The following is a 19,528-nucleotide window of genomic DNA, read 5'->3' as shown; positions in this document are numbered from 1 at the left end:
GGATTTTACCGAAAAAGCGTAACTTTGACCCTCACGCTGCGAAAGCGCTAAACAAAAAATTATGGTATTTAAGAGACCAGCAGGTAGTCGCGAAGACAGACCAGAAAATAAAAAAAGTGGCGAAAACAGGCCACGCAAATCGCCGTCAACTCCAAAGGGTAAAGCTACCCCAAATGGCGAAAAGAAAAAACTCACCCGCCCGGAAAAAACATTTCAACCAAACAGGTTCAGTGACGATAAGCCTAAAAGCAATTTTAGAAGCGGATCTTCGTTGGCAGGTGATAAAAAATTCGGCGCAAAACCACGTCCATATTCAGGTCGCCCAACAACCGGCGATGATAATGACAGACCAAAAAGAAGCTTTGGCAATGATGCCCAGGGCGAAAGCAAAAGCTTTTCACGCAAACCATACTCAGGTCGCCCTACTACGGGTGATGATTCGAGGCCAAAAAGAAGTTTCGGTAACGATGCTTCGGGCGAAAAGAAATCATTTGCGCCACGCACCCGCTCATCAGCAGGCTTTGAAGGTAAACCAAAAAGAAGTTTTGGCGGCGAACAAAGCGGCGAGCGTAAATTTGGCGCCGGCTCGCGATCATCAGAAGGTAGTTTCAAAAAACGCGAAGGCGGTTTCAGGGATAAGCCTTCATTTGGCGACAGGCCCGCGCACCGTCCGGATGATTTAGCCAATCAGCCCGATGCACCAAAAACAATGCGCGGCCGTAAAAACGGTCCCGCCAAATCCACCAAATCTACAGATGACGGGCTGATCCGTTTAAACCGTTATATCTCAAACGCGGGCATCTGCTCTCGTCGTAAAGCCGACGAACTTATTGCTGCCGGCGTAGTATCAGTGAACGGCGAGGTAGTTACCGAGCTGGGCACCAAGATTGATCCGTTTAAAGACGTTATCAAATACAACGGCGAAACGCTTAAACGCGAAAAAATGGTTTATGTATTATTAAATAAACCAAAGGATTACATCACTACTACCGATGATCCTCAAGAGCGCCGTACCGTAATGCACCTTGTTGAAAAAGCAAGCCGCGAACGCATTTACCCGGTTGGCCGCCTTGACCGCAATACCACAGGTTTATTGCTAATGACCAACGACGGCGAACTGGCCGATAAACTATCGCACCCACGAAACAGCATCACCAAATTATACCAGGTTGAACTAAGCAAAAGCTTAACCCAGGGCGATTTAAACAAATTAGCCTTTGGTTTGGAACTGGAAGACGGCGTTATTAAGCCCGATTCGGTATCGTACGTTACCGGCGGAACAAAACGCGAAGTAGGCATCCAGATCCACAGCGGCAAAAACCGCATCGTTCGCCGCATGTTTGAGCATTTGGGTTACGAAGTGGTAAAACTTGACAGGGTTATTTATGCCAATCTTACCAAAAAAGACCTTCCACGCGGCCGCTGGCGCTATCTTGAAGAAAAAGAGGTGATCCAGTTAAAGCATCTTATTAAATAAATTTAAAAAGCTCCGTTAATCCACGGGGCTTTTTTTGTGTCTATTTGCTATCTTGCAAAGCAATAAACCATCAATAACCAACCATGAAAAAATTTTTGTTGCTCATAGCTATGCTTTCACCCGCGCTAACCTTTGCACAAAATAAAAAAACAGGCCCTAAAACTTTCGATCTGATTGTGGGCACATATACTACAGGCAAAAGTAAAGGCATTGTAGTTTACCGCTTTTATGCCGAAACAGGCAAGCTGGCTTACCTGAGTGAAATTGATGGCGTTAACAATCCATCGTACTTAACACTAAGCGCTAACAACAAATTCATTTACGCGGTTAACGAATTACCTAAAGGTGAGGTAAGCGCGTTCTCGTTCGAGGCTAAAACAGGCAAACTTACTTTCATCAACAAACAATCAACTTTAGGTGCCGACCCCTGCCATATTTCGGTTGATAAGGATCAGAAAAATCTGCTGATCGCTAACTACTCAAGCGGTAATGTGGCGGTGATGCCTTTAAATAAAGATGGTTCGATAGCTAACGGCATCCAAACCGTACATGATGACGGCCACAGCATCAACAAAGAACGCCAGGAATCCGCCCACGCGCACATGGCCGTATTAACGCCCGATGAAAAATATGTGCTGTATAATGATCTGGGTACCGATAAAATCAACATCTATAAATATCACCCCAACAAAGAGCCCCGCATAGTTCCCTCTTCGCCTGCTTTTGTAAGCGTTGCACCCGGAGAAGGCCCAAGGCATTTAGAGTTCTCTGCAGATAAAAAAACTGCTTACCTGGTAACCGAAATGGGATCGAACGTAATTGTGTTCGATTATAAAAATGGTCAGCTGAAACAAAAACAATCTATCACTATGCTGCCTGATGGTTTTAGCGGTCAAACGGCCGGTGCTGCTATCCATTTATCGCCGGATGGTAAATTCCTTTACGCTTCAAACCGTTTAGAAACCAACGAGATTAATATTTACTCGGTTAACAAGGAAACCGGCATGCTTACCTTCGTAGCCCGCCAATCAACCTTCGGCAAAAACCCACGCGATTTTGCTATCGACCCAACCGGCCGTTTCCTGATCGTAGCTAACCAGGGCAGCGACAACATGTGGGTATTTAAAATAGATCAAGCCACCGGCAAGCTTAACCAAACCGGCATCCGTGTTGAGATTGGTAACCCCGTATGCCTGAAATTTGCACCAGCGGAATAAGCAGGAAAAAAGACATTATATCCCACCACGTCATTGCGAGGCACGAAGCAATCCCAAACTATACAGGGCGGATCTGCTAATCGGGGATTGCTTCGTGCCTCGCAATGACGTGGTGGTTATAAATTCCTCTAAAATATAAAAGGCGAAGCGTAGAAATAAATTTCAATGCGTCGCCTTTTATATTTTCGTAAAATGCTTTCAGCTTAATTTTTAGTGAACGAATAAATAACATAACCGGTGCTATTGCCTACTGTAACCGGCGATTTCAAGGTCATGGTTGAGCCATCGTTAGCGGCAATATCCAGGCGGTAACCTTCGGCTACGTTTTTGGCTTTATCGCCTTCGTATATCTTTTTGAATTGGAATTGTGTACCGGTAGTACCACCATTATAAACCGACCAGAATATAGTTTGTGAAGTACCGTTGGACAAAGTATAAATACCGTTACCGCTGTTGGTTAATTTCCAGGTGCTGCCAACAAAGGCTTCGGGCGGGGCCTGGTCAAATACGCTTTGTACTGCATTTTGTACAAGGCCGTCATAACTTACATTATTGCAGGTCCAGGTACCTACAAATTTTCCGCGCGATACATTGGACGTAGTAGTGTTTTTGGTACTGGAACAGGCCGAAAAAACGAAAATAAGAGATAAGATTGCGATTGAGGTTTGAACTAACTTTTTCATGACAGTGTATATTTTATGCATAAATAGCATAAATCCTGCCAAAGGTGCAAATTATAGGTTCACGGCCTGCTGATGCATCTTTTTTTCCAGCTCTTTTAACTGCTGGTTTATTGATTCGGCAACCAGGTCTGCCTCCTTAACCTTTTTCAGGCTGCTGATGAACCTTGGGTTGGTGTCTCTGTCTGATAAGATTTTACCTATGCGCTTGATGACATTCATAAAATATTCCTTATAGCTATATTTTACGGGAGATGTTTAGGTTAGGTTGCATTTATTTTAACAATTTTACATAAAGTTTAGTATAACGTTTTACCAACCGGTTCTAAAGTAAAAAAACAGCACCCTCATAACATATTGATCAGGTTAACATTCATAAAAAACTAATCTCTATTCTCCAATCACTAATCTCTACCCAGCCGCTTTATTCAGAAAAGCAATTAACTGCTCCATAGCCTTTGCCCGGTGACTGATGGCATTTTTTTCGGTCATGCTCATTTCGGCAAAAGTGATATCGTACCCCTCAGGTTCAAAAATAGGATCATAGCCAAAACCTCCTTCCCCGGCAATTTCGTTACGGATGGTTCCTTCAACAGTTCCTTCAAAAAAATACTCGTCACCTTCCCACATTAAGGAGATCACCGTACGAAAGCGTGCTTTTCGGTTTGTTTCGCCCTGTAAGTTTTCAAGCACCTTGCCGATGTTTGCTGCGTGATTGCCATGCGTACCGGCATACCGGGCCGAATAAACACCTGGCTCGCCGTTAAGGGCATCTATCTCCAGCCCGCTATCATCACCAAAACAATTCAAGTGATATTCTGAGTATACATGTTGGCTTTTGATAGAAGCATTGGCTTTAAAGGTGGTACCTGTTTCTTCAATGTCATCGTAACAGCCAATATCATGCAGCGTAAGCAATTTGATCTCTCCGTTTATTTTGGCCGAAACTTCATCAAGCTTATGGCGGTTATTGGTAGCAAAAACTAATTGTTGCATAAATACTCAGTGGCTTTTATAATGTTTTTACCAACTCCCAAAATGTCTTCTTATACTCCACGTTGTCCATCATATCACCAAACGAATAGGTATAAAGTGCGGTAATACCATTTGATGTAACCGGTTTATTAGGCTTTAACACTTTCAAATCAGGAGGGAGGGCATCCATTCCTAAAAGCAACACCTTTGTCGGTTTAAAAAACAGTTTAAACTCGCTGAATTTGGTAGTGCTGTAGGTTGCCGTGTTTAAAATAGCCACATCATCCGGGTTATATCCCTTGCGTTTCAGTATATTTTCAAGAGCGGCCCAATGCTCGGGCTTAATAAATTCGGCATCGGTGTAATGGGTAAACACCAAAAAATGCTGCAAGTTTTTACCCATATACTTAAAGCCCATATCCGGCGTTTTATTTTCGGTTTTAGGCTCGGAAACGATGGAAGGGATTGTAATAGATGGAGTTGGGACATTTACAATAGGTGCGGCTTTTTTAAGTTCGGACACCGGCTCTGAAACTATAGTGGTTATTGCTACCGGTGTAGTTAAGGTATTTTGAGGTTGTATGGCCGGGATTTCTGCGGATGCGGATTGAGCAGTGTTTTCATACAACGCTTTATCAGCATTAAGCAGGTAAATCTCATCCTCTAAAATAAAACGCAACGCGGCCGGGTTCTCAACTTTCACTTTAACAAATTTTAACCAAAAGTAGTTAAACTGTTTCAGGGTTTATAGGCATATTAGCACAATTATAGCTTCATGATTTTCAGATAAAATATTTATCAGGCTATAATTAATAAATTTTACCGAAATTCGTAGTTTTTAACGGGTTAAGTATGCCCGTTTTATTTAGCATACAGCGTTACATGAGAAAGTTTGGAGTTTTAGTACTTAGTTTTATTTTAACAATAACATTTGCAAAGGCACAGGTTGCATCAGATACATCGGCAAAAAAATTAGTCCAGTCCGATTCGCTTGCCGCCCGTACCCCTGGCAAAACGCTTGATAAAATTGCAGCAGTTGTGGGTAACAGCCCTATATTGCTTTCGGATATCGAATTATCATACGCCAACTTTTTGGTACAGGGCAACCAGCCCGATCCTACCGTAAAAGCGCGTATTCTGCAAACTCTGCTAACCCAAAAATTGTTAGCCCAGCAGGCAGCTATTGATAGTATCGAGGTTAAAGAAGAAGATGTTGATGCCAACGTTGATCGCCGTATGCGCGAAATGACGCAGCGTGCCGGTGGCCAGGATAAGCTTGAAGCATTTTTAGGCCGTTCGCTTATTCAATACAAAGACGAGATCCGCCCGGATTTGAAAGAGCAGATGGTTGCCCAGAAAATGCAGCAGCATATTACCGAAAAACTGAATGTTACCCCGCAGGATGTTAAAAAGTTTTATGATGGGATAGCTAAAGACAGTCTTCCGTCATTTAATAAAGAAGTTGAAGTTGGCGAGATAGTTTTTCAGCCCAAACTAAACAAAGAAGAGAAAGACCTGTACAAAGCCAAAGCCGAAGAACTGCGCCAGCGTGTTAAAAAAGGCGAAGATTTTGGTACCCTGGCCAGGCTTTATTCGCAGGATCCGGGCTCGGCACCAGAGGGTGGTGACCTGGGCTTTGCCGATCGTACTACCTTCGTAAAAGAGTTTACCGCAAATGCCTTTAAATTAAAAGCGGGAGAAATCTCACCTGTGTTTGAAACGGATTTCGGCTTTCATTTTTTACAGGTGATTGAACGCCGGGGCGAGCAGGTACACGTACGTCATATCCTCATCAGCCCGGTTGTTACCCAGGCCAGTTTGGATAGGGCAAAAGCCAAGGCTGATAGTATTTATGTACTGCTTATTAAAGATAAAAACATAGCTGTTGATTTTTCGAGCGCTGCCGCCTTTTATTCAGACAATAAAGACACTAAATATAACGGTGGTATGATGCTGAATGCCGAGGATGTGCAAAGCCGCTCAACCTTTATCCCAACCGATAAGCTTGACCCTAAGGTTGCCTTAATTACCGATACTTTAAAAATAGGCAGCATTTCGAAACCGGATATCTTTACCGCTGCCGATGGTAAAAAGAGCTACAAGATATTGATGCTTAAATCGGCAACCAACGCACACAAAGCTAACCTGGAGCAGGATTTTCCTAAATTGAAGGAGTATGCTTATAACGATAAGGTGAATAAAACTGTAAGCGCATGGTTTGATAAACGCCGTAAAGAAACTTTTATCAAAATTGATAAAGAGTACCAGGCTTATGATGTATTGAAAAAATGGGTTAACACCAATCCCGAACTGGTAATCCCTGAAACCAAAGTCAAATCATCGTCTAAATAATTTTATGCAACACCGTTCTGATGTAGAAGCTGCCGACGCTTTAAAGCAGGCTTACCAGCAAATTCGCGCCGAAATAGGCAAGGTGATAGTAGGCCAGGATGAAGTGATTAAGTTCGTGCTCATCTCTATTTTCAGCAACGGGCATTGCCTACTGGTTGGTGTACCCGGCCTTGCCAAAACGCTGCTGGTGCAAACCGTAGCGCAGGTGCTCGACCTTGATTTTAAACGCATCCAGTTTACGCCCGACCTGATGCCATCAGACGTCATCGGTTCGGAAATTTTGGGCGAAGACCGCAATTTTAAATTCATCCCGGGTCCGGTATTTTCAAACATCATCCTTGCGGATGAAATAAACCGTACACCACCCAAAACGCAGGCGGCTTTGTTAGAAGCCATGCAGGAAAAAGCGGTGACAGCAGCAGGCATTACCCACAAACTGGCACAGCCGTTTTTTGTACTGGCTACCCAAAACCCTATTGAGCAGGAAGGAACCTACCCCCTGCCCGAAGCACAGCTGGACAGGTTTATGTTTAACGTGGCGTTAAGCTATCCATCGTTTAAAGAAGAATTGCAGGTAGTTAAAAACACCACCAGTACCAATAAGGTTGAGGTTAACAAGCTGCTTAATGCCGATCAGATCATTTATTTTCAGCAACTGGTGCGCAACATCCCGGTTACCGATAATGTGATGGAATACGCGGTAAAACTGGTATCAAAAACCCGCCCCAACGGCGAGTTCGCCACACCGCAAATAAACCGGCTGTTAAGCTGGGGGGCCGGCCCGCGGGCATCGCAATTTCTTATCCTTGGTGCTAAATGCCACGCTGTACTTAATGGCAAATATTCGCCAGATATTGAAGATGTGCAGGCCGTGGCCAAACCCATCCTTAGCCACCGTATAGTGCGTAGTTACCATGCCGAAGCAGAAGGCTTATCGGCAAGCGACATTATCGAGAAGTTATATTAAGAGGAGCGATTATTACTGCAACCGGCTTAATATCATCTTTAAAAAGTTGTAAAAGAATCCGTTTCGGATGTTAAAACTTTTCTTTTATGACTAACTCCACCAAATTTTATATATAAAAAACTTTATCCGGCTATTAATCGTACCTTTGGAAACATTATAAATAAGCTTCTCCTAATAATTCAATGGTTATCATTATATTTTTCGTAGCGCACTGGTTTCTGTCGCTATTCTTCCAAACATTCTTTTTACACAGGTACGCATCGCATAAAATGTTCACTACCAACAAGTTTAACGAAGGCGTTTTTTACCTGCTTACCTACATTTGCCAGGGTTCATCATTTTTAAACCCACGCGCGTATGCTATTATGCACCGCGAACATCATGCCTACAGCGACACCGAAAAGGACCCGCATTCGCCGCATTTTTTTAAAGATGTTTTACAGATGATGATCTATACGGCCAAAAGCTACAGGCTGCATGTACGCAGGTTAAAAGAGCCTGAAGAACGTTTTAAAGGCAACATCCCCGAATGGCGCTTCGTTGATTTCATCGGCTCTTCGGCAGTGTCACGCATCTCATTCGGCATTTTATATATTTTATTTTATGTAGAATTTGCAACCGCCTGGTGGATGTATCTGTTAATCCCTATCCACTTTTTAATGGGACCAATTCACGGCGCTATTGTTAACTGGTGCGGGCATAAATACGGTTATCAAAATTTTGATAACGGCGATAAATCAAAAAACACCACCCCGTTTGACTTTTTGATGCTTGGCGAACTGTTTCAAAACAATCACCACAAACATCCCAATAAACCCAACTTCGGCGCCAGATGGTACGAGATCGACCCGGTTTATCCCGTAATGAAACTCATGCACTGGATGCGGATAATTAAGCTGCGAAAAGCGTATTTGTAAGCCTAAAGCCGAAGGCTTAAAGCAGAAAGCAAAGAACAAGCCAAAGGCTCAAAGCAACAATAACATAAGGCCTAAAGCAAGGAAGCAAAAAAAAAGCTTTCTACTTTAGGCCTTCTGCTTTTAGCTCAATTTTTTCTGCTTTCAGCTTTAAGCCTTCGGCTTTCAGCTCCTTTCCCTATCTTTGCTGCTCATAAATACATAAACCCATGAGTGTTTCTTTATTAGCTCAAAATTTGCACGGCTCCGAGATTATCAAAATCGCGGGCGAGATCAACGAATTAAAACGCCAGGGCCAGAATATCGCTAACTTAACCATCGGCGATTTCGACTCAAACATTTATCCTATCCCTACCCCCTTAAAGGATAAGATCATTGATGCCTATAATCATAACCAAACCAACTATCCGGCTGCCGATGGTATGCTGGATTTGCGCCAGAGTGTAAGCGGCTTTTTAAAAAAGAGCTTCGATCTTGACTATGCTCCCAACCAGATCCTGATTTCGGGCGGTTCACGTCCGTTAATCTATTCTATATTTTTGGCAGTAGTTAATCCCGGCGAAAAAGTGGTTTTCCCTGCCCCATCATGGAACAATAACCACTACAGCGATTTGCTGAACGCCGAACCGGTTATTATCCCAACCACTCCCGAAAATAACTTTATGCCTACGGCCGATGATATCCGTCCGCATTTAAAGGGAGCTGCTTTGTTGGCTTTATGTTCGCCATTAAACCCAACCGGCACCATGTTCAGCAAAAAGGACCTGGAAGAGATTTGCGATTTGGTTATAGCCGAAAACAAAACCCGTACGGCCGGCGAAAAACCATTGTACTTATTGTACGATCAGATCTATTCGCAATTAACTTTTGGCGATCATAAACATTATAACCCGGTAACACTTCGCCCGGAATTAAAAGATTACACCATTTTTGTTGATGGCGGTTCGAAATGTTTTGCAGCTACCGGTGTACGTGTGGGCTGGGGTTTTGGTCCGGAATTGGTAATAGAAAATATGAAAGCCATTGTTGGGCACATGGGCGCCTGGTCGCCAAAGCCTGAGCAGATGGCTATGGCTAAATTTTTAACCGACGAGAGTGATGTAAATTCATACCTTGCTGATTTAAAAGAAAAGATCCAGGCCAGCCTTACGGCACTGCACGAAGGTTTCCAGGAAATGAAAACCAGTGGTTTGAACGTGGATTCGATAGAACCAATGGGTGCCATCTACCTAACCCTGAAAATAGATTACGCCGGCAAAACTACGCCCGATGGCAAGGCGCTTAAAGATTCGGCAGACATTAATTTTTATTTAATTAAAGAAGCCGGAGCCGCATTTGTACCATTTTCAGCATTCGGTACCGGCGATGATGTAAACTGGTTCCGCGCATCGGTTGGCGCTACGCCGCTGAATGAGATTGAGGCTTTGATACCGAGGGTAAAAGCAGCGTTAAGTAAGTTGAAATAAGAGTCGCCCGCTAAATCTCCCCCTAAAGGGTGAGACTTGAAAATAACAACAAGAGCGATGATTGAATTCATCGCTCTTGTTGTTTAAAAGGTATTATTAATACGTTCACAAACTCCCCCTTTAGGTGGCCGGGGGGCTACGCCTGCCCTATCTCCAGCTTACTGATCTTGTTATTTCCATCAACAGTAAACTTAAAATACGTTTTAAAATCTCCCCATTGGTCGCTATGAAATTTCCCATATAGGTGCAACCCGTTGTACTCAACCTTATCAATTGAAGTAAAACGTTCATGGCCTATGGCTTTTTCAAAAAAGCTTTTGAAATTCATTTTGTTGCCATCATCAAACAATTGGGCATTGGGTGTAAACAGAGCAAACCAGGCGTTTTTATCGCCGCCCTGCAGGGCATCGATGGCTTGCTTTACTATGGGGTTAGTTAATTTTTCGGTATTCATGGTTTGGATATTTTGTTGGGCCGGTGTTTGAGCACCTGCACATTGTGCATTTACTGATGAAGTAATTAAAGCTCCATATACTAAATAATGGTTGAGCGTTTTCATGGTATGGTAGATGTGCTATCGAATAATATTAATTAAATGTGTTGCCAAATACGGGCAGCAGGTTAGTTTGACGCTCACCTGCTGCCTGTTGTTACTACACTGAGAATTAATTTGTTGCGCCGCCGTTAACCAGCAGGTGCTGGCCGTTCACAAAGGACGACAGATCGCTGGCGAAAAACTCGGCTACATTGGCCACGTCTTCCACTTCGGCCAGTCGGCCCATTGGGCAGCTATCCAGCAATTGTTTCCTTAAAGCGGGGTAGCTATCGGCTTCGGCAAAAATACCCGAATGATCAACTGCAAACGGTATGATAGAGTTAACTGTTACACCGCGGTGACCGATCTCTTTCGAAAGGATATCCACCAGGTAGCGTGGCGTGGTTTTGCTGCCGCCATACACGGCCATTCCTGGTACCGGGAATGAAGTAGTGCTTGAAGCAATGTAAATGATCCTGCCGTTATCTTCTACATTTTTGGCAGCCTGCTGCATGGTGAAATAAGTGCCTTTGGTGTTGATGCCAAACACTCGGTCAAACTGTTCTTCGGTAAAATCAACTACCGGCGTTTCAACCAATTCGATACCGGCATTGGCTACTACTATGTCTATCTTACCAAATTCTTTTTTTGCCTCGGCAAATAGCCTTTCAATATCGGCCACTTTGCTTACATCTGCCTGTACGGCAATTACTTTTGCACCCATGGCCTTAATGTTACTTACCACCTCATCGGCCGACGCCTTATCGCGCGAATAGTTAATTACGATACTGGCACCAAGGGCTGCATAACGTTCTGCAATTGCTTTACCTAAACCACGGGCCGAGCCGGTTATTACTGCTACTTTATTATTTAATGAGTTCATTTTATTTGTTTTGGTCCGGAAGTCGGAAAGTCCGAAAGTCCGGAAGATGATTTAATTGATTATATATTTTGCTTGTCGCACTTTTATTTTACTTGCGGACTTTCCGACTTGCGGACTTCCGGACTACTAAGCTTACGCCATTGCGCCATTTAAACCGATAATTTGGCCACTTATCCATTTGGCGTCATCGCCGGCCAGGAAAGCTACCACTTTGGCAATATCTTCAGGCTCGCCCAGGCGGTTAAAGGCATTGAGGGAGTTAAGCCTGTCTATCAGTTCCTGTGGTTTGCCTTTGGTGAATAGTTCGGTATTTACCGGGCCGGGCTGTACCGCGTTTACATTGATGCCACGCGCGCCAACTTCTTTGGCAAATACACGGGTTAGCTGTTCAACTGCGCCTTTGGTTGCAACGTAGCTACCGTAAGATGGGGTTAACAAGCGGGTTTGTGTTGATGAAAAATTAATTACCGATCCGTTATCGGCCAGTTTAGTGGCGGCTTCGCGCAGGGTATTGAAAGTGCCGGTTACGTTGATACTAAACTGGCGGGCAAAATCCTCGTCGGTAGTATCTTTTAATAATTTGGTGATCATGATGCCGGCGTTGTTTACCAGTACATCTATTTTACCGTAGTGGGCAATAGCGGCATCGAATAAAGCGGCTACCTCATCGGCTTTGCTTACATCGGCCTTCAGGGCAATGGCATCGCCGCCTTGTTGTTTAATGCTGTTTACAGTTTGGTCGGCCGCATCTTTGCCGCCGGCATAGTTTACAATTACTTTAGCGCCTTCGGCAGCTAATTTTTGTGCTATCGCTGCGCCGATGCCTCTTGAAGCGCCGGTTATTAATACTACTTTTGATGCTAATGTGTTCATGGTTTCCTTTGTTTATTTTGTTAATGTTTTTGTCGTTGTTGATTGACAATACAAAGGTGGCAACAGAAGAGGCCCTGAATGATACACATATCAAAGCATTACATACGAATATTTAAGAATGGGATTTGTGATATGGTTGGAGAATGATTAGTATGGGGATTTTGGCTAAAGCCATCTAAGAAACCGGCTCTGGTTCCGTCGGTTAAAACCGACGGCAATGAAGAAAAAGAGTAAACTGCAAGCAGAGCCATTATCTTTATAATATATGGCAATCATTTCTCGAATACCGCAAAGAAAAAGTTTCATTTCCGTCGGTTTTAACCGATGGAATATTAGAGCATTTTTATGACTTTAGCCAAAATAAACGAGACAAGTCCCTACGCTATCCCCGCATGTTCTTTCCTAAACAACACCGGCGACATATCGGTATGCTTTTTAAAATAGTTGCTGAAATGTGTTGCCTCATTAAATCCTAAGCGGAAGGCGATCTCTTTAATGGATGCCTGCGAGTTTTGCAGCAATGCTTTGGCCTCGGCAATGGTTTTCTCGGCTATCCAGGTGCTGATGGTTTTGCCGGTTTTTACTTTGATTACATTGCTGAGATAGTTAGGGTGCAGGCTTTGTGCATCGGCATAATCCTGAACGCGGAAAACTTGTTCGGCGAGGCCGCCGGCAAGGTCGCGGTAGTGTTTTTCGAGCAGGCGTTTAAAGCTTTTTACAATTTCCGAACTGCGGTTACCCTCGTATATGGGGTTATAATCCTTCCAGATATATTCTTTAAATTTTAATAAAACCACCACAAACAGGTTACCGATAATGCGGTAGCGGTACGGACTTTCCGAATCGTACTCCTTCCTGATCTGGTGATACAAAGTTTCAAACTCAGCAAATATTTCGGGTGCCAATACACGCGCCGGAAAAGTTTCGGCCAGCAAAAAGGGAAATTCATCAAAAATATTAGCATGCACATTTTCCTTCAAAAACGATTCGCTCAGCGTAAACAGGTACACATCATCAATATGTTCCCAGTTAAACGAGCGGAAGTGCCCTGGATTGGTAAAGTAAACCGCGCCGGGTTGCAGTTTGTAGTTTTGCTCATCTATAGTATAATCACCGTCGCCGCTTTTAATAAAGGCGAAAACAAAAAAGTTAAGCCTGCTTAAAGGCGATTTAAATGGCGATGGCTGGTTAACATCCCTCAGGTTAAAAACAGTAAAATCGGTATGCTTAATAAGGTGCAGCGGCAGGCCCAGGTGCTTGTACTGATCATAAAGATTATTAAAAATCTGATTTTCGTTGTCCAGGTGCGGCATGGGTAGATGTTTGTATCAAAGCTATGTGGGTTGGGGGAGATTTGCAAGCGGCTGAATTTGTCTGAATCAGAATTTTCAGAATTAAAGAATAAACAGAATCTTATTTTTCTAATTCTGAAAATTCTCAAATCCTGAAAATTCTGATTCAGACAAAAATCTACTTCCGCTTCAAAAAGCCATACTTCGCCAACTTTTCATACAAATACCCATCGCGTTTCATGGCTTCCGAAAGGGTTTTATCCTCCATATCATCCACCTTCCCTACCCCAATCCTTTGCGAACTGTAAATACCCGTATGCCCGCTAAATAGGTAAGCCGTAAAACAAGCTATCGCGAATAGCAGAGCGTGCTCTCCGCCGAATAACTCGATCCCCATAAAAGTACAGGCGAGGGGTGTATTGGTCGCTCCCGCAAAAACAGCTATAAAACCTAAAGCGGCAAACAGGCTCACCGGAGCGTTAAGTAATGCAGATAAAGTATTGCCCATTGTAGCGCCTATATAAAATAACGGAGTAACCTCTCCGCCCTTAAAACCTGTTCCGAGGGTAATGGTGGTATAAATGGTTTTCCATAGCCAGCTCCAGGTATCGGCACCGCCCGCGTGAAAAGCCGAGGGAATGGTAACAGCTCCTGCATGCTCAGCATCTACACCTAAACTCAAATAATCGGGTTTACCATTAATGAATGTTAAGGCGATGATGATTAACCCGCCAATAGCCGGAATAAGCCAGGGCGTTTTAACATAATGGGTAAAAAAACTTTTGATACCATGCACCATCCGTGCAAACAGGTAGCTGGCCAGGCCAAATGCTATTGAGGCGACAATCACCTTGATGATAAGCAATAAATCTGTTGAAATATAGCCCGAAAACCAATGCGGAACGGCTGGCAAAATATCGATATGATAAGCTGTATGATGAATGCCCCAGGCAGCAACGGTAACATCGCCGGTAATACCCGCAATGAGGCATGGCAGCAATGCATTGTATTGCACGCGGCCAATCGTTAACACTTCCATGGCGAAAACAGCGCCTGTGAGGGGAGTGCCAAATACCGCTCCAAACCCGGCGGCTATGCCTGCTGTGAGCAAAGTTTGCGTATCGGCAGGGTTAAGCTTAAACCATTTGCTCATCATTTGGGCAATACTCCCTCCCATTTGTACAGCCGTACCCTCGCGCCCGGCCGAACCGCCAAACAGGTGAGTAATAATAGTTGTAAGTAAAACCAACGGTGCCATGCGCTTAGGAACGCCGCCGCCCGGATTATGAATTTCATCAATAATGAGGTTGTTCCCCTTCTCGGCCGAGCGGCCAAATAGTTTATAAATAAAATAAATAGCTATACCGGCCAGCGGCAGCAGGTACAACAACCAGCTATGCGCAAAACGAAAATGAATAGCCCCGCTCAAAAGCCACAAAAAGAAAGCTACCGCGCTACCGATAAAAGCGGCAACAGGAATAACAATCACCGTAAACCTTAAAGCGTTTTTTAAAATTGAAAAATGCTGCGACGAGAAAAGATTGTTTTGCATAATGCTGATATTTATTTGCCCACAAAAAATTAGCACAGGTTAAAACCCGCGTATTAATTATCTGTAGGCGCCATCAGCTTTTTAGGGCGGTTAAGTAGGAAGACACCATTTCCTTTTTTGATATGGCTAATATAAGATGTTTCGATTGAAAATAAAAACCGGGGAATCGCTTTAAGATACGAGGCACCTATGGAGCCTAAAAACTTTGTTGGGATTTTCTATAGACACGGTACTCCTACGGAATTGAGAAAACTTCGGTTATTATAGCCATGTTCAAAATTGGTGATTAGAGTATTTGCAGCTACACTCCGTAGTAGTACCGTGTTTATAGCAAACAAAGAAAAAAAATTCCCGGCCCCGCAGGTGCCTCGTATCTCAAAGCCGCTGCCACTAAATAAATAGCCTTACTAAGCACGTATGCACAGTAAGGCTATTTTCCTGATCCTGAAAAAGACCGGCTTAAGGGTTGTTTTTAAGCCATGCTTAGTGTTTCCACATCCTTAATTGCCAGCAGCATTAATTTACCCTGGTATTCCACCCAGATGTCGGCGAAACCGTTTTCCTCGTACCCCATAAATTTTAATGGATGACCTATATGAAGGTTTTTCCACGTTTTTCCGATGTACTTAAGGAGTTGTCCGCTTTTTAGTGTGTGCTTTGCCATAAGTTTAACTTTTAGGAAGTGAAAGACTAAATTAATTAACGTAAACGACAAAATTTAATTCCTGGCGAATATTTTGAATATTGTATCAGGTTTATTACAACTGTAATTTAAACAGCTTTGGCCTTGCTTTGCTCAATCACTTCAAGGTAGAAGTTTTCGTACATGGGCAAAATATTGGATAGTTCGAACTCTTTAGCGTGCGCCAAAGCGTTCTCTTTAAAGGTAGCTAAACGTTCTTCATCTTCCAAAATAAATATTGCTTTTTCGGCCATGCCGTCAACATCTCCCGGATCCTTCAAAAAACCGGTTAACCCGTCAACATTCAGCTCGGGCAGACCGCCGGCGTTACTGCTTATTACAGGTACTTTGCAGGCCATAGCTTCAAGCGCGGCCAAACCAAAACTTTCGGATTGTGAAGGCATCAAAAACAGATCAGATACCGAAAGAATCTCTTCAATAGCGTCCTGTTTACCCAAAAAGCGCACATTATCGGTCACGCCAAGATCGCGGCAAAGCTGTTCGCACATTGAACGTTCAGGGCCATCGCCCACCATCAGCAATTTCGATGGGATCTTTTTAATCACCTTCGCAAAAATCTTGATCACATCTTCGGTGCGTTTTACTTTACGGAAATTGGACGTGTGAACCAATATTTTTTCGCCCGAAGGAGCGATTGCCTTTTTAAAGTGATCTTTAGGCTTGAGGCTGAAACGGGTAAGATCTATAAAGTTCGGAATCACCAGGATATCTTTCTGGATTTCAAAAAATTTATAGGTATCGTCTTTAAGGTTTTGCGATACGGCGGTTACGCCATCGCTTTGGTTAATGGAAAAAGTTACCACCGGTTTAAAGGTGCGGTCTTTACCAACCAACGTAATATCGGTACCGTGTAGGGTTGTTACCACCGGGATATAAATGCCATAGGTCATCAAAATTTGCTTGGCCATAAACGCGGCCGAAGCATGGGGGATGGCATAATGCACATGCAGTACATCCAGTTGTTCGTGGCGCACCACATCAACCAGTCTACTGGCCAGGGCCAGCTCATACGGCGGAAAATCAAACAGGGGGTAATTAGACACCGAAACCTCGTGGTAAAACAAATTTTCGGAAAAGAGATCCAGGCGCGCCGGCTGGTTATAGGTAACAAAATGAACCTGGTGACCACGACCCGCAAGGGCCTTACCAAGCTCTGTAGCTACAACCCCGCTTCCGCCAAAGGTTGGGTAACAAACAATTCCGATTTTCATTAATATGTTTTAATTGGTGCAAGTTTAACAGCAATTTACATCAAAAATGTTAAGCTTGTGTAAAATGATAAGGCGATGATAATATGATTATAACAGCAGTAAACTTAAACATGTTTTGTCTGTTTAAACACGTATTGTACAGTAAAACAACCTATTGACTATCAACATGAAAAACAACCTCAATTTAAAAATTAACGGCATACAACACATAGGTGTGCCTGTAACTGATATTAAAGTATCACAGCAATTTTACACCCGGTTGGGCTTTAGCAATGTAATGCAGGCCACATTTACTGATAACGGCGGCACCGGCACCTGTATCATGATGCAGCGTGGTAACATGATTATTGAACTATACCAACTGCCCGAAGCCGGCCTGGCAGAGATCCGCTCGCGCCGCAACGGGCATATTGACCATATTGCTTTTGACGTGGATGATATAGATATTGCCTATAACGCTGTTAAAAAAGCCGGTTTTGACATCATCGAACCCGAGCCGGTATTCCTGCAATTCTGGAAAAACGGCTGCAAATATTTTAATATTACCGGGCCGGACGGCGAGCGGCTGGAATTTAACCAGGTGCTTTGATTTCGGAATTCGGATGTTCGATTTTGGATTTGGTTTGATTTTGGAACTTTTATTGGCTGCTTGGATAAAAATGAATGTCATCCCGAACTTGTTTCGGGACCCCACATGCTAAGTTTCCGCTTGCTTAGCATAACGGTTACCAAGCTTGTGGGATGCTGAAATAAATTCAGCATGACCTTTATGTTTTTAAAACTCCCTGAACAACGGCCTGCTGATAAGCGGCGAAAACGACCAGGGGATGGAGCTTAAAATTACCAGCAGAGCAATGGTAAGCCATATAGCCATCGTTTTAAATTTTTCCTTATCGCTTGTTTTACGTTTGGCTTTGGCCGATGCTATGGTGATGAGTGTAATACCGATCAGCATCATGGTAATATGCTCCATGCCAAAAAAACGGATCTGCCGGTTATGCACAGCCTCTTTAAAGTTGTTAAGAAAATAGCTTACCACCGGGCTTATAAAGTATAGCCCTAAGCCAATCAATAATTGCACGTGGGCGATAGCTGCGGTAATAATCCGCACCCGGTTGTCAAACTTCGAAAAAGGTTTATTACCCAACCAGCCCGCATAGGTGCGGTATAAAGCAAAAAGCAAACTGGCCAAAACAAACCAGCGGATAAGCGAGTGCAGTGCTAAAATAAAGGCATACATATATCAGTGAATGACGACTGGTAACGTAAAAGATTTTAAAAGAATAAAATTATTTTGATGCCAAACCCCTGATATAAATCTCACCCGGCTTATCGGTCGGCCGCCTGTCGTGGGTAGGCGCTCTGAGCATATCAGGGTTAACTGTCCATATATTAATTGTAACGGCCGAAAGCGGATCCCAATAATTATCCCTGATCTGATCAATACGGATCAGGGCCTTTTTTTCAATAAGCAAGCTTTCGTCATCAATAAAATAGCCATTTAGCGCAAACTTTACTTTGCCTTTGGTAGTGTAAAGCTTCTTTAAATCGGGAAGGCGTATGGCATCAATCTTTATTCCGCGTTTTAAATTAATCCGCACAAGCCCATACCTGGCATTGTTAAACAGGTTTTTAGGAATATTCTTATCCTTTAAAACCGAAATAAAGCTCACGTCCTGAGGGTTTATATCTAATGTACGCGCAATTATTTTATCATTTATAATAAGCAAAGCGTTGCATTCGGCTGCTCCCGGTAAATGGCGGTACAAAGTGTCGGCAGGATCTGTAACAGCAGGTGCAGCTTTTTTTGCCGTATCTCTTTGTTTATCCAGCGTATCCAGTCGCGTTTGTAACACAGGTTTAACAGCCATCGACGACTGTAGTATCGTCTTGTTCGGGGTTGTTTGTGCTAAAGCCGCAAGCCGGTTAAGGAGTGCTAATAAAGCGATTAAGGTTTTTTTCATAGGTTTATAATTTATGGATAAGATGCAGGTACCATGCAATTTCCATAAATTATTTGAAAAAATTATAACAGATTAGTAATCCACCAGGTATTCCCAAATGGGTCTTTCACACCGGCACTTCTTCCATAAGGCTGATCTGCCGGGGGCATAATGCTTTCTGCACCATTATCCAATGCTTTTTGATAGGTATCATCACAACTTTCCACATAAACAAACATACCGGCATTTTGCTGCTGATAAGTATCGGTTGCATCGGCAAACATAATGGTGCTGCCATTAATATTTATTTCGGCATGCATAATGGTATGCTCATCGCGCATGGTTTTAAATTGTTCGGTAGCGCCAAAAACAGTTTGGGTGAATTGGATAAACTCAGCTGCGTTTTTAACAATTAAATAGGGCATTACTGCCTGATAATTTTCGGGGATGTTGATTGTTGCCATAGTTGGTTTTTTTATTCAAAATTA

At 43.3% G+C, this 19,528-nt stretch carries 21 protein-coding genes and 1 riboswitch; of the genes, 7 read left to right on the top strand and 14 right to left on the bottom strand.

The features are described from left to right. Positions 1-61: 61 nt before the first annotated feature. The gene (locus HYN43_RS26740) at positions 62-1,477 is read left to right on the top strand and encodes a pseudouridine synthase (protein WP_119406921.1); all 1,416 of its coding nucleotides are present in this window, start codon (positions 62-64) and stop codon (positions 1,475-1,477) included. Positions 1,478-1,560: 83 nt separating this feature from the next. Next, positions 1,561-2,694 carry a lactonase family protein gene (locus HYN43_RS26735; RefSeq protein WP_119406920.1) on the top strand — a complete coding sequence of 378 codons (1,134 nt, stop codon included), beginning with the start codon at positions 1,561-1,563 and terminating at the stop codon, positions 2,692-2,694. A 203-nt stretch (positions 2,695-2,897) separates the two neighbouring features. Here the strand turns inward: HYN43_RS26735 and HYN43_RS26730 are convergent, their stop codons facing one another. The 4 genes from HYN43_RS26730 to HYN43_RS26720 form a co-directional block, all read right to left on the bottom strand. Beyond that, positions 2,898-3,377 (bottom strand): hypothetical protein, encoded by a 480-nt coding sequence (locus HYN43_RS26730; protein ID WP_119406919.1) that lies wholly within the window; start codon positions 3,375-3,377, stop codon positions 2,898-2,900. A gap of 51 nt (positions 3,378-3,428) precedes the next feature. Continuing rightward, positions 3,429-3,596 (bottom strand): hypothetical protein, encoded by a 168-nt coding sequence (locus tag HYN43_RS30545; RefSeq protein WP_162996644.1) that lies wholly within the window; start codon positions 3,594-3,596, stop codon positions 3,429-3,431. Between the two features lie 189 nt (positions 3,597-3,785). Further along, positions 3,786-4,370 (bottom strand): non-canonical purine NTP diphosphatase, encoded by a 585-nt coding sequence (locus tag HYN43_RS26725; protein WP_119406918.1) that lies wholly within the window; start codon positions 4,368-4,370, stop codon positions 3,786-3,788. Positions 4,371-4,386: 16 nt separating this feature from the next. After that, positions 4,387-5,052, bottom strand: a complete 666-nt coding sequence (locus HYN43_RS26720) for a hypothetical protein (protein ID WP_119406917.1) — start codon at positions 5,050-5,052, stop codon at positions 4,387-4,389. Between the two features lie 179 nt (positions 5,053-5,231). On the opposite strand from HYN43_RS26720, the gene HYN43_RS26715 reads away from it, so the two are divergent. From HYN43_RS26715 to HYN43_RS26700, 4 genes are all read left to right on the top strand, one after another. Further along, positions 5,232-6,701, top strand: coding sequence for a peptidylprolyl isomerase (locus HYN43_RS26715; protein ID WP_119409141.1), 1,470 nt, complete (start codon positions 5,232-5,234; stop codon positions 6,699-6,701). A gap of 4 nt (positions 6,702-6,705) precedes the next feature. After that, positions 6,706-7,668 (top strand): AAA family ATPase, encoded by a 963-nt coding sequence (locus HYN43_RS26710; RefSeq protein WP_119406916.1) that lies wholly within the window; start codon positions 6,706-6,708, stop codon positions 7,666-7,668. Between the two features lie 182 nt (positions 7,669-7,850). Further along, the gene (locus HYN43_RS26705; protein ID WP_119406915.1) at positions 7,851-8,585 is read left to right on the top strand and encodes an acyl-CoA desaturase; all 735 of its coding nucleotides are present in this window, start codon (positions 7,851-7,853) and stop codon (positions 8,583-8,585) included. Positions 8,586-8,791: 206 nt separating this feature from the next. After that, entirely contained in the window at positions 8,792-10,048 is a 1,257-nt protein-coding gene (locus tag HYN43_RS26700; protein WP_119406914.1) for a pyridoxal phosphate-dependent aminotransferase, read from the top strand. Between the two features lie 136 nt (positions 10,049-10,184). Here HYN43_RS26700 and HYN43_RS26695 read toward each other — a convergent pair whose 3' ends face one another. The 7 genes from HYN43_RS26695 to bshA all read right to left on the bottom strand — a co-directional run bounded on the left by HYN43_RS26695 (position 10,185) and on the right by bshA (position 17,097). After that, positions 10,185-10,607 carry a hypothetical protein gene (locus HYN43_RS26695; RefSeq protein WP_245447028.1) on the bottom strand — a complete coding sequence of 141 codons (423 nt, stop codon included), beginning with the start codon at positions 10,605-10,607 and terminating at the stop codon, positions 10,185-10,187. A 106-nt stretch (positions 10,608-10,713) separates the two neighbouring features. Continuing rightward, on the bottom strand, positions 10,714-11,466 hold the full coding sequence (locus tag HYN43_RS26690; RefSeq protein ID WP_119406913.1) for an SDR family oxidoreductase: 753 nt from the start codon (positions 11,464-11,466) through the stop codon (positions 10,714-10,716). A 132-nt stretch (positions 11,467-11,598) separates the two neighbouring features. After that, entirely contained in the window at positions 11,599-12,339 is a 741-nt protein-coding gene (locus HYN43_RS26685) for an SDR family oxidoreductase (RefSeq protein WP_119406912.1), read from the bottom strand. A gap of 377 nt (positions 12,340-12,716) precedes the next feature. Next, positions 12,717-13,652, bottom strand: a complete 936-nt coding sequence (locus tag HYN43_RS26680; protein ID WP_119406911.1) for a helix-turn-helix domain-containing protein — start codon at positions 13,650-13,652, stop codon at positions 12,717-12,719. Positions 13,653-13,809: 157 nt separating this feature from the next. Beyond that, positions 13,810-15,183, bottom strand: coding sequence for a voltage-gated chloride channel family protein (locus HYN43_RS26675; protein WP_119406910.1), 1,374 nt, complete (start codon positions 15,181-15,183; stop codon positions 13,810-13,812). 57 nt (positions 15,184-15,240) lie between these two features. Further along, positions 15,241-15,305, bottom strand: a riboswitch (Fluoride riboswitch). Positions 15,306-15,655: 350 nt separating this feature from the next. Further along, the gene (locus HYN43_RS26670; protein ID WP_119406909.1) at positions 15,656-15,847 is read right to left on the bottom strand and encodes a hypothetical protein; all 192 of its coding nucleotides are present in this window, start codon (positions 15,845-15,847) and stop codon (positions 15,656-15,658) included. A 107-nt stretch (positions 15,848-15,954) separates the two neighbouring features. Continuing rightward, entirely contained in the window at positions 15,955-17,097 is a 1,143-nt protein-coding gene (gene bshA / locus HYN43_RS26665; protein ID WP_119406908.1) for an N-acetyl-alpha-D-glucosaminyl L-malate synthase BshA, read from the bottom strand. Positions 17,098-17,263: 166 nt separating this feature from the next. Between bshA and HYN43_RS26660 the strand changes: the two genes are divergently transcribed. Further along, positions 17,264-17,686, top strand: coding sequence for a VOC family protein (locus HYN43_RS26660; RefSeq protein WP_119406907.1), 423 nt, complete (start codon positions 17,264-17,266; stop codon positions 17,684-17,686). A gap of 186 nt (positions 17,687-17,872) precedes the next feature. Here the strand turns inward: HYN43_RS26660 and HYN43_RS26655 are convergent, their stop codons facing one another. The 3 genes from HYN43_RS26655 to HYN43_RS26645 all read right to left on the bottom strand — a co-directional run bounded on the left by HYN43_RS26655 (position 17,873) and on the right by HYN43_RS26645 (position 19,504). Further along, positions 17,873-18,337, bottom strand: coding sequence for a hypothetical protein (locus HYN43_RS26655; RefSeq protein ID WP_119406906.1), 465 nt, complete (start codon positions 18,335-18,337; stop codon positions 17,873-17,875). Between the two features lie 49 nt (positions 18,338-18,386). After that, positions 18,387-19,061 (bottom strand): hypothetical protein, encoded by a 675-nt coding sequence (locus HYN43_RS26650; RefSeq protein WP_119406905.1) that lies wholly within the window; start codon positions 19,059-19,061, stop codon positions 18,387-18,389. Positions 19,062-19,123: 62 nt separating this feature from the next. Beyond that, a complete protein-coding gene (locus HYN43_RS26645; protein ID WP_119406904.1) occupies positions 19,124-19,504 on the bottom strand; it encodes a VOC family protein in 381 nt (126 codons plus the stop codon). Between the last annotated feature and the right edge of the window lie 24 nt (positions 19,505-19,528).

It is taken from the genome of Mucilaginibacter celer, from assembly GCF_003576455.2.
Lineage (GTDB): Bacteria > Bacteroidota > Bacteroidia > Sphingobacteriales > Sphingobacteriaceae > Mucilaginibacter > Mucilaginibacter celer.
Note: the sequence above shows the minus strand (reverse complement) of the source record. Positions and strands in the feature narration are given on the sequence as shown.